Below are 14,849 nucleotides of genomic sequence, written 5' to 3' on the forward strand. Positions count from 1 at the left end.
GTAAGGCTCTAAAATTGACGGTGACCTGCTGTAAAAGAAAATCCAGGATCATTCATGTTGGCTGTTTGGCCCATGTACGCCTTAAGTTTATAAATCAGTAAAAATCAAGAAAAAGAAAGGAACCGCCTGGGAAGTTTTAGAGAAAATCAAAGTATTCTATCAAGTAGAAAAGGACCTTAGATTACAGAATCTATCTGCTTCAGAATTTCTTCACAAACAAAAAGAACTATTAGATGAACATGTTAAGGAATTCAGAAATTGGCTGGAAGATAAAGGAATTCAAATACCGCCTTCAACACCAACGGGAAAAGCTATTACTTATGCCTTATCCCAGTGGTCAAAGGTTATAAAATATCTAGAATGTGCAGAATTGACGCCAGAGACAAATCAAGCAGAGAATGCGATTAGACCTTTTGTTGTTGGTCGAAAGAATTGGTTATTTTCAAGAAGTCCAGAAGGGGCTAAAGCCTCATGTATTGTCTATACGTTTTTTGAAACAATTAGATAACGTACAATCAAGTTCGCAATTTAAATAATTGAAAGAAGCCATCGAATTCTCCAATATGGTAATGCACTACTAAAACCAAAGGAGAAAATACGATGGCCAAGAGTAATAATAATGAGAGCTTGGAAAAAATGCTACTACAGTTTATTGGAGAACCAGACCCCATTCAAAGTTTATTGAAGTGGTTGTTGGAACAAGCTAATGGAAATATAAGCCGCCAACAAATTAGGAGCAAAGAAAGGAAGACATGATTCATCTCAAGCGACCTATTTTTCAGGTTATAGACCTCGCCGTTTTGATACACGACTTGGAACACTCTACCTACTAGTCCCAAAGCTTAGAAAAGGTTGTTACATACCCTTTTTTGTTACATAAAAGAAAAGATCTGAACAAGCCTTAATTCAAGTTGTTCAGGAAGCTTTTATTAATGGAGTCTCAACACGTAAAATTGAAAAGCTAGCTCTTAGTCTCGGTATTGAAAATATATCAGCTAGTCAAGTGTCACAGATCAATAAAGGACTTGATGAACAGGTAGCAGACTTCAGAGATAGACCGCTCGAAGAAGAATATCCTGTCATTAGTGTTGATGCTCTTTATGAGAAAATACGCGAATCAGGAAGAGTAAAGAATATGGCTGTATTAGTGGTTACAGGAGTTAATTCTCTAGGCTTCAAAGAGGTATTAGCTGTGAGACCTATGTTAGAAGAGTCAGAGGAAACCTATACAGCTTTATTCCGATCACTAAAAGCCAGAGGCTTTAGAAACACTTGGCTATGTGTGTCCGATGCTCATCTAGGACTTCAAACAGCCATACGAAAAGATTTGGTAGGGTGCTCCTGGCAGCGATGTAAAGTTCATTTCATGAGAAATATACTTTCCCATGTATCTTCCAAAGATAAGGAATTCTTAGCAAGTAAAATAAAGCAAATATGGAATCTGCCTGATGGAAAATCAGCTCTTACTTATGCTAACAGATTAATTGATGAATTGGAGGAAAAGTATCCTAAAGCCATGGCTAATCTAGAAGCAGGAATAGAAGATTCTCTACAATTTTATGAACTCTCAGAAATTGATGGTAGAAAGATATCATCTACAAATCAATTAGAGAGATTAAATAAAGAGATAAGACGTAGAACTCGTGTTGTTGGTGTATTTCCTAGCATAGAATCCTATATTCGATTAGTAAGCTGTTATTTAATTGAATACTCTGAAGATTGGGCTACAGGAAAAAGATACATAAGTGATAAAGCTCTTATTGAGCAAAAATTAAAATTAAGAGAGGTTGCCTGATAGGAGTTTTCGATGGTTTCTATATTAGAAATTGCGAACACGTCTGTACACTATCTCTAAAGGTTTCCTACCCCTTTTTCTTTTGTGTCGGATCAATCTTTTCACTAGAGCGGCCGAATTTTCTAAACTTGGCAAGTTTAAGTTTTTCTTGAAGCTGTTCTACTTCTACACTGAGTAATGTATTGCTTCGCTCTAGAGCGTGTATATAATTTTTTACGTTGTCAGGTAAGTCCTGAAAGTCTTTAAGCTCCATACTCAAAAAGGAGTATAACTTTTAAAAGGTCTTTATAAAATACCTTTTAGGAAACTTCTTCAAAATAGATTTCTTTGTGTGCCTTCCAGAAATGAATCCCATCAAGAAAGAGCTTGAGTTGTTGCGTAGTTATTTGGCTAGCTGTTTCTTCTGATTCAGGCTAGGGGAATTTATCTCTTTCAAGTCTTTTCTGCCAAAGACAGAAGCCATTCCTATCCCAATAAAGTACTTTTATTAATTTACGATTTCTACCACAGAACAAAAAGAGTGACTGTGATAGAGGATCTTTTTCCATAACTTGTTTATTATTTGAATTTTCTACAAATATCGACTCTTAATTTGGGGGGGATTACATATATTTAAAGAGGAACGCTATAATCACTCATTAGAGGTTTCCTCCTCTTAAAATTGAAAGTTACTTATCTTTTTCATTTCTTATAAAGTTAAGTATATAAGAGGAAATGAGATTATTCCCATTTCCCCTTATATAATAGAAAGACCATAGCTATTATACCACCGATAATTATTTTACTTGAGAATGGATTTCTTCCATATACATAATGCAAAAAAAATATTATCAATACGGTTATAGATATTATAAGCAAACCCAAATTAAAATTTATATTGTAATTCACAAATAATCCAACAATTATCACTAGACTGACAATACTTTTGATTACATAAAACTCATCACTAAGACCAAGAAAAAATGTAACCAGTATTAATATTATACTGAAAAGAATAAATCCAATTATACAATAATTTAGAAGTTTCATATCATAAGACCTCCTAACATCTCATTATTTTCCTGTATTTGTATCTGTATCATTAAAAAAACTATTATCAAAGAAATTATAATTTTCTAATACTTTATCAATTGCTGCTAAATCTTCTTCTGTAAAGTCAGATTGAGGAGGGCCATTACTTATAGTTTTTTCTGAATCAGATTGATCTTGTAATTGTCCATATGATTCAATAAATGGTTTCACATATTCTGACAAAAAATATACGCCAACGATAATCCCAAGACCAACTTTTTCAAACTTATTATTAAAGTCAAATTTCGGATGGTTTCCATTTCCATCACCCTCTGGAGGTAAACTACTTCCCCATTTTGTTAATGGCTTTCCAACAGTTGGTGCAACTGGCATATCAGCCCATGGATCTCTATGTTTTATAAAACTAAAATCGGCGAATAGAGCAGCACTACCAAAAATAGTTATTAGTAATATATCATCAGCTATGACTATTTTACCATCAGGATCTAAATTATTTATCGGATTATTATAGGCATACAAATACCAGTTAGACCCATCTCTTATAGGATCTTCTGATATAAACCTTCCAAGTTCAGCATCATACCAACGGGCATTGGAGTAATAAAGACCAGTGTCTTCATCAATATCTTTACCTGTGTATTTGAAGCTAATATCAAGATCCGAATCTACATTAGCATAATCCCCAAAAGGAGTAGCATCTGCGCTCCAAACAACTTCTCCCTTCTCATCTGTCATTAAGACTGTAGCGTTTGTAGAGTCAACTCCGTAGTAGAGGGTTTGATCATTCTCTATTCTGGCAAGATGTCTTGATTTAAGGAACACATAACGAACAACCGTGTCATCACTATGTTCTTCTAGGACTTTTCCTTCCTGATCAAACACATAATCAGTGACCTGTCCATCGCCACCTTCTCGTCTAACTCTTAATCCATCAATGTTATAGGTGTAGCTTGCCTTTAGTTATTGGTCGAAAGAACTGGTTCTTTTCAGGAAGTCCAGAAGGGGCTAAAGCCTCATGTATTGTCTATACGTTTTTTGAAACAATTAAATTAACGATCTTAACCCATTTTAGGTATATGAAAATTTAACTTCTTGAACTTGAACTTGAACTTCATGGTGATAAAACTGAGTTGGAAAATTTTTTCCCTTGGGCTGTTTCAAAGGAGAAAGTAACTCAATTAGAGGTTTACCGCCCTTAAGATTGATGATTACAAATTGACTGTAACTTTATTATGGATCGGTATAAATGATTAAAAAAAATCCAAACTAAAAACCCTGGCTCAGAGTTTCCTATATTTTGTTGAAAAGGTAAGGGGATATAAAAATCCCCCTTTTAGAAATAAATATTTTCTTATATGTAAACAGTAAAATCATCGATGAAAAATATAAAACTTCTTTTTAATTATCTTCAAAACGAATACTGTTGATTGTTTGCCCTGGTTTAAGTTTTTTTGTCCTATGTAATAGTTGAATACAAATTTCAATATAGACTTCTGTATTTGTAATTTCAAAATTGTGAAAATCATCATCGCCACCCAGAAATAAAGGAACTTTGTAACCAACACATTCATCAAATCCAATTACTGTCTTTGAAATATTGAACCATTCATTAAAGGATTCTGCTGCTAAAGCATCCTGAGCCAGATTAATTAATATATAATTAAAAAAGCCTTCAACACCTGCAGGAATAAGTAAATGTTCACCAGACCCCGGTTCTAGTAGAAAAGTTTGATCTTCTGTAGAATTCTTCCCAGTATAATCTATTGCAAAATGCCTTCCTAACCAATCAAACGCAAATACTAGGATATTATCTTTACCATTGCTATACATTTTCTCAAAACAACGAGTTAATTTATAGGCCCCTTTTTTAGTGCACACACGTACAAGCCCATTATTAAAAGTTTTACCACCTAATCGACTAAATAAGTCCTCTAATGTATTAATTCGTTCAGTTAATAAATCATTACTCTCTAAATCTTCATCATCAAAGACTCGCAATTCTTCATTTTCTGTGTACTTACTCAAGAAAGTATCAAAATTCATATATTACCTCTACTCAATTTTAAAATTTTCAATAACAGTACCTGCTGGTACATCTTTAAGTGCCTGATAAATTTGAGCTCCTAAACTTCTATTGACAGACTTATCTAGTGACCACATGTTCTCTAATATATCCAAACCGCCAAGTTGTAAATCAATAAGATGATCTACTTCTACATTTTGTTCCAATGAATTAGATTTTCTAAATATATTTGCAGTGCTCTTCCTTGGTCCAACTACAGTTTTTCTTGTGAAAGCTTCAGTCAAAGCTTGTACTTTTAAATCAGCCGCCGCACACTGTACATCATTCCAATCATCTTTATATTTAAGCACAATATCAATGGCTTCTAAAACATCAGAAGATTTAGCTATTCCAACTAATTTGTCTAAGTGTTTTATCTCTCCAAGAAGAAGAAATCCTGATAATTTTTGCCAATTATTAAGTTTCTCACCATCAAAAGAATACCCAGCTATACTTTCACCAAAACCTTTAGCATCACCCAGTAAAGGAATAAAATCCATACCAGCCGATATCATTGCCATTTCTTGTTGTGTTAACTTTATTTTTCCATCTTTACCAGGAATTATTGTATAGCGTCCACCATAGAATTCAAATTCAGTATCTTGTTTAAAATCTATACTTGACCAATCAAAATTGGGATCTTCAAAATCAATTTGAGGAGTAGGTATATTTTTTTGCAAAAATCCTTCACCAGAGTCATATATAATGCCATTATCCAACTCGATTTGTGTATCAATCAACCCCGTAGGATCAATCAAAACAAGCGGATTATTACTAACGTACAAATACCAGTTAGACCCATCTCTTATAGGATCCTCTTATATAAACCTTCCAAGTTCAGCATCATACCAACGGGCATTGGAGTAATAAAGACCAGTGTCTTCATCAATATCTTTACCTGTGTACTTGAATCTAATATCAAGATCGGAATCCATATTAGCATAATCTCCAAAAGGAGTAGCATCTGCGCTCCAAACTACTTCTCCCTTCTCATCAGTCATTAAGATTGTAGAGTTTGTAGAGTCCACTCCGTAGTAGAGGGTCTGATCATTCTCTATTCTGGCAAGGCGTCTTGATTTAAGGAACACATAACGAACAACAGTGGAATCACTATGTTCTTCTAGGACTTTTCCTTCCTGATCAAACACGCGATAAGTGTGCAGTTGACTTCAGACACAATTAGTGGGATAGTCTTTTACATTAGGTTGTTTAAAAAGATTAATTTACTCAATTAGGGGTTTACCACACCCAATATTGACGGTTACACCTAAATCAAAAAAGAGAACGGTTATAAAACACGGGATGAGGTTAACAGAAAAAGCATTACTGGGCGGAGGCATGATGCCGGAGCCCTCAGCCTGTAGATTACACGGTTTGATTGTGTTTTAGGAGTTCATCTTTTAAGGAAGGCATTATGGATTCAAAACTGACACAGATTAGCAAATTTTTAAGTTATATACTTCGACATAAGCCTGATGCAATTGGCATAACACTCGACCAAAACGGATGGGCTTCCATCGATGACTTGTTACTGAAGAGTAGAGATTCTGGAACCGATATTTCTCGTGAAGATTTCTTTGCTGTTGTCGAACAAAATGACAAAAAGCGATTTTCATTGTCAGATGATAGGCAAAAAATAAGAGCTGCTCAAGGGCATTCACTTGATGTTGATCTTGCTCTTGAAGCCCAAACACCACCACAACATCTTTTTCATGGAACAGCGACCCGATTTTTGGAATCTATCATGAAAGAGGGTATTAATTCAGGATCAAGGCAGAAAGTCCACTTGTCCACAGATAAAGAAACGGCCCTAAAAGTAGGACAGCGCCATGGAAAACCAATTGTATTAACAATATCTGCATCGCAAATGCATAAAGATGGATTTAGATTCAATTTCTCAGAAAATGGTGTATGGTTAACTGATAAAATACCAACAGAGTATATAAACACTGAAAACATATCACTCAAATAATATCATTTCATTGATCGCGTATTTAAACCAATCCCAAAAAGTAGGAAAAACTTGCCTTTGCTCAAATCCGGGGGTTGCAAAATCATGTATTATTTTGATTTCATCTTCTTTTCCTTCTTCAAAACATGCAACATCATCATTATCATCACGTTTTGCAAAAGGTATAAGTCGACGAGAAGGGAATCTGTCTTTAAAACCTTTTTGACGTTGTTTAATTTGATCTTCACTTAATAAAAACCACGGTTCTAAATTAATCAAATTCAAATCAATGACTCGTTGGTATGACTTGTTCAATATTAAACTCATTAGTTTCCACTCCATCCTGTGAAAGGAGAACCTGTAGGGTAAGTTGTCCTATAAAGAGAATTTTGACTTCCAATTCTATTCAGCACAGCGTCTCCCCATGTTGAAGGGACACCGCCTCTTTTCGTTGTGAACCTTTCTATCATATTGTGGGAAGAGATGAGGATCCATCACGCACAATGGCTTGAACATCTATTCCAGCTTGACGAGCAGCAAGTAATCTTGTGTTGTCTAGCGTTACTAATGATCCATCTGACATTCTAACAAGATCTATTGGATCGCCTACCGAACCATCTGCCTTCATACTTGTTATGATTTCATCAGCACCATTTACAGAATTTTGACTAAAAGGATTTCTGCTGGATTAAGAGCTACACCCTCCTCAACGGCTTCCTTCCCAGCAACTATATCATCTATACTATTTAATATGCTAGAGCCCTTGTTTAATACATATGTACCTGCGAACTCACTGCTGATCATAAACATTAACCGCTCTAATGCAAAAGCCTGGTTAAAAAATGGGATCATCATCAAATCTTCTCGTAGACCCATCCCAGTCAATGAAAGGTCATCATCTATCCGATCATCAACACTGCTATACCATCGTTAAAATATCCTAAAGTATTTGTAACTGTATTAACTGAATGAGCAAATACATTGTAAATATTTGAAGGACCACTAACCAAATTATCTAGCAAAAAATTCGAATTTTGTCTCAAATAAGGTAAGAAATCATATTTTCCTAAGTTATAAAATTCGGACTCCAACCCCATAGGATCAATCAAAAAAAAGAAGATTATAAAAATACAGAGACCAATCAGTAAAAAATATATTATATGCTACACTGGTGGTCTCTACTTACTGGAGGTTGTATTTTAACTATACTTATAGATATAAGACTGTATAAATCACCATCTATAAGTCTTGCTAAATATAGTCATCTTAATTCTCTCACCATCACCTACATTAGCAAGAGGTTTTATATACGTTCCAGAAGTTGTTTCTGCCACTAAACTACCTTGAATAACAGAGTCTTTCACAGGAACTTTCAATTCGAGCTTTTCCAAATATTGAAGTGGATACTCTAGAATAGAAATAGCTTCCTCTTTGTTTGTTTTCCCCTCTGGTAAGTAATACAAGGCAGACATCCCCTGACTAATCGCACAAGTAAATATAATATTAGCTTCATTAGGTTGAACTTGAGGCACTTGGGCAATGTTATCAGGAATATCAAGTGGTTGCCCTTCTTTATCAAAGAAGGCAAAAGCAGATCTAATAACATCATCAGGAGGCAATTCATGAGCTCCCTTAAAATACATAATAGGTGTCTCACTATCAGAAGCTGTTATTAATTTATAGGCATAGCCCATTCCATTCCGTCTAACAATAGCATCACTATTTCCTATAGAAAAGAAATAATGAACATTCCCCTTTGTGTATGCATAACTACATCTAGACCCCATCACAATAGCATAGCTGAAGAAGGTTGGATTTCGATTACTTAAAGCCCAAGAGAGATCACCACCAAGGGAATAACCCATTAAAACTCTCTTTTTGGGAAGGGCCCCTAATTCAGCCTTTACTTGCTGGAGACCTCTGATGACTAGTTTTTCATAGTTTTCAATGTATGTTGTAAAATCGGGAAGATAATGAGAATACTGAGGTCGACCTGGAGGTAGTACCCAAACATAATCAGCTGGCAATCCTGCTTTTTTTAGGTATGTGTACCACTCTTGGCTTGTCCCAGTCGTATAGGGAATGAGAATCACAACTCCTTTTGGTGTATTCGTGTCAGGATAGACAACGTCACAATCTTCATCAAAATAACTTTGGTACTCCTGTGCCCAAATACCCATACTCGACAGTATCAATAAAAATAAACTAATAATTTGAAATTTAAACTTTTTCACTTTCAACCTCTTTTTTTCTTACAATGTTTTTTATAAATAAATCCCAAATGGCATCATCTAAGGGATAATCAAATATAGTAATCTGTTTATTAACAAAAGGGTTATGAAAGGACAAATAGTATGAGTGTAAATGTATCCCCCCACCCTTATTATAACGTTGATAACCATACTTTCTATCGCCACGAATAGGACAGCCCATATGAGCTAGTTGTGATCTGATTTGATGGAATCTACCTGTTAATAATTCAATATCCCAGCAATATAATGTGTCACTTTGATCTAACAGACGATATCTTAGCCTACTTAACTTGGCGTCAGACCATTTCTCGTCCTTCACAAAAGACTTCTTATACCGGCCATCTCTCTTTATATAGTGTTCCAAAACACCACTATCATTTTGCAGTTTATTTGATGTAATGGCTAAATACTTTTTAGAGGTATTATTTTGAGTAAAGACTTCCCTCCCTTTATTCTGGGCTTCAGGATTCTTACCAAATAAAACAAGACCCCCTACGACCTTATCTACTCTATTTATTGGTGCTATAAGGGGATAGTTGGATCTTAACAATTCTACCAGAGATACTGTTTTGGTTAGATCTGGTTGTACTGATTCTTGATTTGTCTTTGCTACTACCAAGAACCACTGATCTTCATATACTATTTTCACGGCCTAATAAGTATAACGAATTTTTTCTTTTAACAAAAGCAAATAAAATACTAATTTTATAAACAATCATCTTTCTTGTTTAATTCTTCTTGTTAAGATATTATTCAGGCATGAAATTATTAAAAGACACTATTAAAGGTTATAAATTCATACTAGGAAAAGCTTTAAATATTGTTATCTTCTTTGCAATATCAGCATTCCTTAGTTTAGTTGTAGTTACTCCTTTGTGGTACTTAAGCCAAAATCATGGAAGGATATTTACAACTATAGTGCTACTACTTGTATTTTTAACGATATTCTTCTCCCTTTGGAACATGGCAAGCAAACAAGTAAAGGAAACAGGAAGTTGGATAAAATGGATAAATAAGAATGTACTACCTATCGTAAGTAAACTAGCAGTTATTATTTTATTTATCATATCCTTAGCTCTTATTGTATTTGCACTTAATGGCCATATTCCTTTATATATCATCATTCCTGCTGGTTTTGTTGCTTTTTTGGTTATTGGGAAGATGCTCTATGGATTTCAAGTTAATAAATAGTATTATTTTATTCTGTCTTTCTATTCAAATAGGGGGACAAAGCTTTTATCCACAAATAAAGCAGACTATTGGCAAAAAAGACCTGCTATTTGTCCAGTTAGAAAAAGAAGTAAAACAATACTATCTATATGAAGCAGCCCAGCAAAAAGCTCCACCTTTGAAAATATATGAATATGTTTTAGAAAGAAATATGGATATATTCGATATATCAAGCTACTTTGGTCTACCTTATGAAGCGGTTGTTACCTTAAACCAGTATGAGAATAATAGAGCACTCATAAAAGGAAATACTGTTCTCATACCTAATCAACCAGGATTGTTTACATCAATTAAGGGGAGAAACTCACTGGAACAGATGATAATATTACGCCTATCACCCAAAAAAGAACCACAAAAGCTCAAGTTACCAATAAATAATCATTTAGAAACAATACTATTTTGGTCAGGCGATAGATTCCATCCCATAGAACGTTCTTATTATTTAAAAATTCTCTTTCAGCCTCCTTTATCGACTTATCATCTAACGAGCCATTATGGATATAGAGCCAATCCATTTACGGGACATCAACAGTTTCACAATGGTGTAGATTTGGCAGCACCAATAGGAACAGAAGTTTATGCAGCGGCAGGAGGAGTGGTCTATGACTTGGGAAATAACAATATATTAGGTAAATACATTATAATAGATCACCAAAACGGTTATAAAACAGTATATGGTCACCTAAAAAAAATAAATGTCTTCTTGAATCAAGATATAACGTCAGGTATGATTATTGGAGTAGTAGGAATGACTGGTATGACGACAGGTCCTCACTTACACTTCGAAATACGTAAAGATGACAAAAGTCAGGATCCTATGAAGCTAATGAGGGAAGACAATTGAGAAAGATTTTATTATTACTGTTGTTACTCCTAATGGGAATGTCTGCCTTCTCTGATAATATAAGAGGACCTATCAAAGGGAATATTGACCCGAAAACAGATCTAATGCTAGGACTGGAAGAACTAGCGATCCTGAATATCCACTCTGACCCCTTCACACAAGGATATATGTTAAAGATTTCCATTCCAAAGTCTTATCAACGTTACGAAAATAGTTATGCTATCAGTCTTTATTCCAATGTATATCCAAAACCTTCTGTCAATAATCGTTATTACACTGGTACTCGAGAGTTTAGAGAAATATTACCAACAAAAGATGAGGTTCTGATCTACTTTCCTTGTGACTCAACAAATAATAAAATATTGAAGGACTTTGCCCTTTCCAGGTTATTACGAGAAGATGAAGATCCTTTGATCTTTACATTTTTACCATTAATGAAAGGGTTACCAGAAGATGCAGGTGGAATCAGAATCAACCTAAGCATTGAAAAGATCAGTAAAAACAAAGGTGCTGTAGTCTTTGATTATAGTAAGGTGCGGGAAGAATATCGCAATAGTCTAAATATTCAAATAAATGGCAATACCTACTATAGTCCGGATGCTCCTATTATGCTTGATAACAAGGAATATACAGCAATCATAACTAGTCCCTATCATGAAAAAACAGTTTATGAATTCGAAGTACCAAAGGGAGAAACCTTAACAATCCCTATTGAAATAACAGAGAAGAAACCCGTCATTTCTTTCGATGTACCCGAAGGGACTTCAGTTATCATTGATGGAACAAAATACTCTGATAAATTAGAGGCTCCTTTAAGCTTTGAAGAAGGCGAACATAGCTTCTTTTTTACTTTAGGGGATCATCAAGTATCACGTAGTCTCTATTTACAAGGTGGAAAGGAATATAAAATAAGTATTTTTCTAGATATTTTGATAGAAGAAGCTAAAATCCAATGAAATCATGTCGATAAGTTTAATGTCGAGGCTTTAGTTCCCCTCCCAGTTAACTATAGTCCGACTCCCTTTTGGGATGACCGGCACCCCCCCGTGCCGGTCTTTTAATCTTGACATTAACTGATCACTGACGTACTGTACAGATTATGACTTTTACAGGCAAAAAACGGATATTATTTATAAGCTTTTTTAGTGTAACAATTTTTTCTGCCATATTCATTGGTAGCCTTTTAGGTTGGGCTTTGGGTTCCAGTCAAAATATTCAAAACAGTGAAAAATTTGGACAATCCAACCCCGCTTTGCCAACACAAATTCTTGACATTAATGGAAACTTAATTACGGAATTCTTCTCTGATGAAAAGAGAGAAATCGTACCAATTACCCAGTTACCAGATAATTTAGTTAAATCACTAGTCACAAGAGAAGACCAGAACTTCTTCAAACACTCTGGATTCGATATTATGGGTTTTTCCCGAGCCCTGGCAAATATTATTTTAGGTCGATATGTCTCTGGTGGTAGTACTTTGAGTCAGCAATTGGCTGGTAATATGTACGCAGACAGAACAAAACTAACGATAACCAGAAAGGTTCGTGAGTTATGGTGGGCTTTTCAACTTGAGAGAAAACTATCCAAATGGGAAATCCTTGAAAATTATGTTAATAAGATGTATTTCGGGCACTCAACATATGGTGTTGAAGCAGCTAGTCAATTCTTCTTCAAGCATTCTGCCAGATCTCTAAGTTTAGCGGAATCAGCTATGTTAGTTATTCAACTTGTTCGTCCAGAATTATATAGTCCAATTAAAAGGCCTAATTCTGCAAAGAAGATTCAACATATCCTCTTAGAACAGACAGTGGCAGCAGGTTTATATTCCCAGGAATATGTAGATCAAAGTTTTGAAGAATACTGGACCAATTATGACTGGCAGAGAGATTCTACAGCCACTGCTTTCTTTGAAAGGGAAGATCAGTCTCCATATTTCTCAGAATATATTCGTGGAGAGTTGGACAACATTATTTATGGGGCACAAGATATATACAAAGACGGATATATTGTTCACACCACTCTTAATTTGGATTATCAGCGTCAAGCAGAAGAAATTATGTCAAGACGTATTAAAGAAGTTAACAACCAATATCAACGGGAAACTTTTCATAAAATGGACTTTGTCAATGATGAATATGTGCCCATCGTTGATTTACTATCTCTAGTCTATAATATAAATGATATACGTGTAGCAGGAGCCAAAAACAAGGCAAAAGCTAGACAACATTTTAAAGAAGATCTAACCCCTACACTGGATATATTAGCAACTGTATTTGGTATGACAGATATCAAAGACGTGGCCATCCGCTCAGTGTACCAAAGTCGACAGGATTCTAAGAAAAATGAAGTAGAAGGAGCCTTGATCACTTTAGATAACCGTACAGGTTATATTCTAGCCATGGTAGGTGGTTCTAAATTTGATACTCTTAATCAGTTCAACAGAGCTGTTCAAGGAAAAATGCAACCGGGATCCTCTTTTAAACCACTTTATTATTCTGCTGCTATCTCTAGTCGAAAGTATACGCCCGCTACACGAATTGAAGATAAACCCATCGTTTTCTATAATGATGACGGGTCTTGGTACACACCTTTAAATTATAAGGGAGAATGGGAAGGTTCTGTTCTACTGAGACAAGCCTTGGCCCACTCTATGAATGTACCAGCGGTCCAGGTTCTTGATGGAATTGGATTTGATGCGGCTATTAATAGAGCAAGCCGTATGTTAGGAATAACTGATCCAGAGGAAATCGCAAGAGTTTTCCCCAGAAAATACCCCCTAGCATTAGGTGTAATATCAGTATCACCCTTACAAATGGCTAGAGCATATGCAACGTTTCCCAATCAGGGAATGGAAGTTGATCCATTATCTATACGCTATGTTGAAGACAGAGAAGGTAATATAATTGTATCTCCTGAAAAAGAATTAAGAGAACAACAGAAGTCAAGAGGCAAGTCATTACAAATAATGACACCACAAGAAGCCTATATAATGGTAAGCATACTAAAGACAACAGTCAAAGAAGGTACATTAAGATGGGCGACTCATGACTATCTAACATATCCCTATTACAAAGGCTATAAAACAGGGCTTCCCATGCCAATGGCTGGTAAGACAGGAACAACTCAAAACTGGTCAGCAGCATGGACTGTTGGTTTTAGCCCCTATGTAACAACGGCCATATGGTTTGGATTTGATAAGTCAGGAAGCTCTTTAGGTTTGTATCTAACAGGAGCGACAGCAGCTGGTCCCACATGGGCAGAATATATGAGATCTATACATCAAGAATTAGAACCTGTTGATTTTCCAAGACCAGAAAATGGACTTGTGGAAGTAAATATTGACTCCGAAACCGGAATGAGACCTACAGAATATTCGAAAGGAAAGGTTATCAAGGAGATATTTCTCTCAGGTACAGAACCAAGGGCTAACTCACAGGATATAGCTAAATATGAACATGATAGAGATGATGATTTGATTGAATCTATGAAGCAAGGAATATCTGCACAAATTTTACCTCTTGATGACTTAGATTTAAATATCACTACTAACCTTGATGATAATTACAGTTCTAACGATCTAGACTATGCTCTGGATTTAGATTTTGATTTTGATAGTGATTCATCCAGTTCGGCTGATCAAGAAGAACCTATAAACTCTCTATTGGACTAATAGAGAGTTCTTT

General features: G+C 35.2%; 16 protein-coding genes and 1 pseudogene. 7 read left to right on the forward strand and 10 right to left on the reverse strand.

The features are described 5' to 3' along the window. Nucleotides 1–103 precede the first annotated feature (103 nt). Nucleotides 104–508 (forward strand): IS66 family transposase, encoded by a 405-nt coding sequence (locus tag K345_RS23725; RefSeq protein WP_083963613.1) that lies wholly within the window; start codon nt 104–106, stop codon nt 506–508. A 92-nt stretch (nt 509–600) separates the two neighbouring features. Next, a pseudogene (locus K345_RS19585) lies at nt 601–1,795 on the forward strand (IS256 family transposase). Nucleotides 1,796–2,208: 413 nt separating this feature from the next. Here K345_RS19585 and tnpB read toward each other — a convergent pair. The 5 genes from tnpB to K345_RS0103865 form a co-directional block, all read right to left on the reverse strand. Further along, complete coding sequence (gene tnpB, locus K345_RS23765) at nt 2,209–2,343, reverse strand: IS66 family insertion sequence element accessory protein TnpB (protein WP_083963614.1); 135 nt, start codon at nt 2,341–2,343, stop codon at nt 2,209–2,211. 505 nt (nt 2,344–2,848) lie between these two features. Continuing rightward, nucleotides 2,849–3,709, reverse strand: a complete 861-nt coding sequence (locus K345_RS0103850) for an RHS repeat-associated core domain-containing protein (RefSeq protein WP_028973061.1) — start codon at nt 3,707–3,709, stop codon at nt 2,849–2,851. Between the two features lie 516 nt (nt 3,710–4,225). Further along, nucleotides 4,226–4,870 carry a T6SS immunity protein Tdi1 domain-containing protein gene (locus tag K345_RS0103855; protein WP_028973062.1) on the reverse strand — a complete coding sequence of 215 codons (645 nt, stop codon included), beginning with the start codon at nt 4,868–4,870 and terminating at the stop codon, nt 4,226–4,228. A 9-nt stretch (nt 4,871–4,879) separates the two neighbouring features. Continuing rightward, nucleotides 4,880–5,647, reverse strand: a complete 768-nt coding sequence (locus tag K345_RS0103860) for a hypothetical protein (RefSeq protein ID WP_156888294.1) — start codon at nt 5,645–5,647, stop codon at nt 4,880–4,882. A gap of 60 nt (nt 5,648–5,707) precedes the next feature. Next, entirely contained in the window at nt 5,708–6,037 is a 330-nt protein-coding gene (locus tag K345_RS0103865; protein ID WP_028973064.1) for an RHS repeat-associated core domain-containing protein, read from the reverse strand. Between the two features lie 266 nt (nt 6,038–6,303). Here K345_RS0103865 and K345_RS0103870 point away from each other — a divergent pair, with 266 nt between their 5' ends. Then, nucleotides 6,304–6,861 (forward strand): RNA 2'-phosphotransferase, encoded by a 558-nt coding sequence (locus tag K345_RS0103870; RefSeq protein ID WP_028973065.1) that lies wholly within the window; start codon nt 6,304–6,306, stop codon nt 6,859–6,861. Here the strand turns inward: K345_RS0103870 and K345_RS0103875 are convergent. The 5 genes from K345_RS0103875 to K345_RS0103895 all read right to left on the reverse strand — a co-directional run bounded on the left by K345_RS0103875 (nt 6,850) and on the right by K345_RS0103895 (nt 9,741). Continuing rightward, nucleotides 6,850–7,119 (reverse strand): hypothetical protein, encoded by a 270-nt coding sequence (locus tag K345_RS0103875; RefSeq protein WP_211227828.1) that lies wholly within the window; start codon nt 7,117–7,119, stop codon nt 6,850–6,852. The two genes, K345_RS0103870 and K345_RS0103875, sit on opposite strands and share 12 nt — an antisense overlap. Nucleotides 7,120–7,306: 187 nt before the next feature. After that, complete coding sequence (locus tag K345_RS23435) at nt 7,307–7,468, reverse strand: hypothetical protein (RefSeq protein WP_211227829.1); 162 nt, start codon at nt 7,466–7,468, stop codon at nt 7,307–7,309. Nucleotides 7,469–7,494: 26 nt separating this feature from the next. Then, nucleotides 7,495–7,716: a hypothetical protein gene (locus tag K345_RS0103885; protein ID WP_156888295.1), complete on the reverse strand. Its 222-nt coding sequence runs from the start codon at nt 7,714–7,716 to the stop codon at nt 7,495–7,497. A gap of 356 nt (nt 7,717–8,072) precedes the next feature. Then, nucleotides 8,073–9,074: an alpha/beta hydrolase gene (locus K345_RS0103890; protein WP_028973068.1), complete on the reverse strand. Its 1,002-nt coding sequence runs from the start codon at nt 9,072–9,074 to the stop codon at nt 8,073–8,075. Then, nucleotides 9,061–9,741 (reverse strand): RluA family pseudouridine synthase, encoded by a 681-nt coding sequence (locus K345_RS0103895; RefSeq protein ID WP_028973069.1) that lies wholly within the window; start codon nt 9,739–9,741, stop codon nt 9,061–9,063. Before K345_RS0103895 ends, K345_RS0103890 begins: the two co-directional genes overlap by 14 nt. Before the next feature lie 110 nt (nt 9,742–9,851). Between K345_RS0103895 and K345_RS0103900 the strand changes: the two genes are divergently transcribed. The 4 genes from K345_RS0103900 (at nt 9,852) to K345_RS19600 (ending at nt 14,836) form a co-directional block, all read left to right on the forward strand. Further along, nucleotides 9,852–10,283: a hypothetical protein gene (locus K345_RS0103900; RefSeq protein ID WP_028973070.1), complete on the forward strand. Its 432-nt coding sequence runs from the start codon at nt 9,852–9,854 to the stop codon at nt 10,281–10,283. Next, the gene (locus K345_RS19595; protein ID WP_053228043.1) at nt 10,261–11,166 is read left to right on the forward strand and encodes a M23 family metallopeptidase; all 906 of its coding nucleotides are present in this window, start codon (nt 10,261–10,263) and stop codon (nt 11,164–11,166) included. The genes K345_RS0103900 and K345_RS19595 overlap by 23 nt, the downstream gene beginning before the upstream one ends. After that, a complete protein-coding gene (locus tag K345_RS0103910; protein WP_028973071.1) occupies nt 11,163–12,122 on the forward strand; it encodes a hypothetical protein in 960 nt (319 codons plus the stop codon). The genes K345_RS19595 and K345_RS0103910 overlap by 4 nt, the downstream gene beginning before the upstream one ends. A 143-nt stretch (nt 12,123–12,265) precedes the next feature. Further along, nucleotides 12,266–14,836 carry a penicillin-binding protein 1A gene (locus K345_RS19600; RefSeq protein WP_083963617.1) on the forward strand — a complete coding sequence of 857 codons (2,571 nt, stop codon included), beginning with the start codon at nt 12,266–12,268 and terminating at the stop codon, nt 14,834–14,836. Nucleotides 14,837–14,849 lie beyond the last annotated feature (13 nt).

This window comes from Spirochaeta cellobiosiphila DSM 17781 (assembly GCF_000426705.1).
GTDB classification, from domain to species: Bacteria; Spirochaetota; Spirochaetia; order DSM-17781; family DSM-17781; genus Spirochaeta_E; species Spirochaeta_E cellobiosiphila.

What these genes read in the sequence shown, in the direction of transcription:
- tnpB (WP_083963614.1), bottom strand. Translation starts at nt 2,343, where the DNA reads ATGGAAAAAGATCCTCTATCACAGTCACTCTTTTTGTTCTGTGGTAGA.
- K345_RS0103855 (WP_028973062.1), bottom strand. Translation starts at nt 4,870, where the DNA reads ATGAATTTTGATACTTTCTTGAGTAAGTACACAGAAAATGAAGAATTG.
- K345_RS0103870 (WP_028973065.1), top strand. Translation starts at nt 6,304, where the DNA reads ATGGATTCAAAACTGACACAGATTAGCAAATTTTTAAGTTATATACTT.
- K345_RS23435 (WP_211227829.1), bottom strand. Translation starts at nt 7,468, where the DNA reads ATGAAGGCAGATGGTTCGGTAGGCGATCCAATAGATCTTGTTAGAATG.
- K345_RS0103885 (WP_156888295.1), bottom strand. Translation starts at nt 7,716, where the DNA reads ATGGGTCTACGAGAAGATTTGATGATGATCCCATTTTTTAACCAGGCT.
- K345_RS0103900 (WP_028973070.1), top strand. Translation starts at nt 9,852, where the DNA reads ATGAAATTATTAAAAGACACTATTAAAGGTTATAAATTCATACTAGGA.
- K345_RS19595 (WP_053228043.1), top strand. Translation starts at nt 10,261, where the DNA reads ATGGATTTCAAGTTAATAAATAGTATTATTTTATTCTGTCTTTCTATT.
- K345_RS19600 (WP_083963617.1), top strand. Translation starts at nt 12,266, where the DNA reads ATGACTTTTACAGGCAAAAAACGGATATTATTTATAAGCTTTTTTAGT.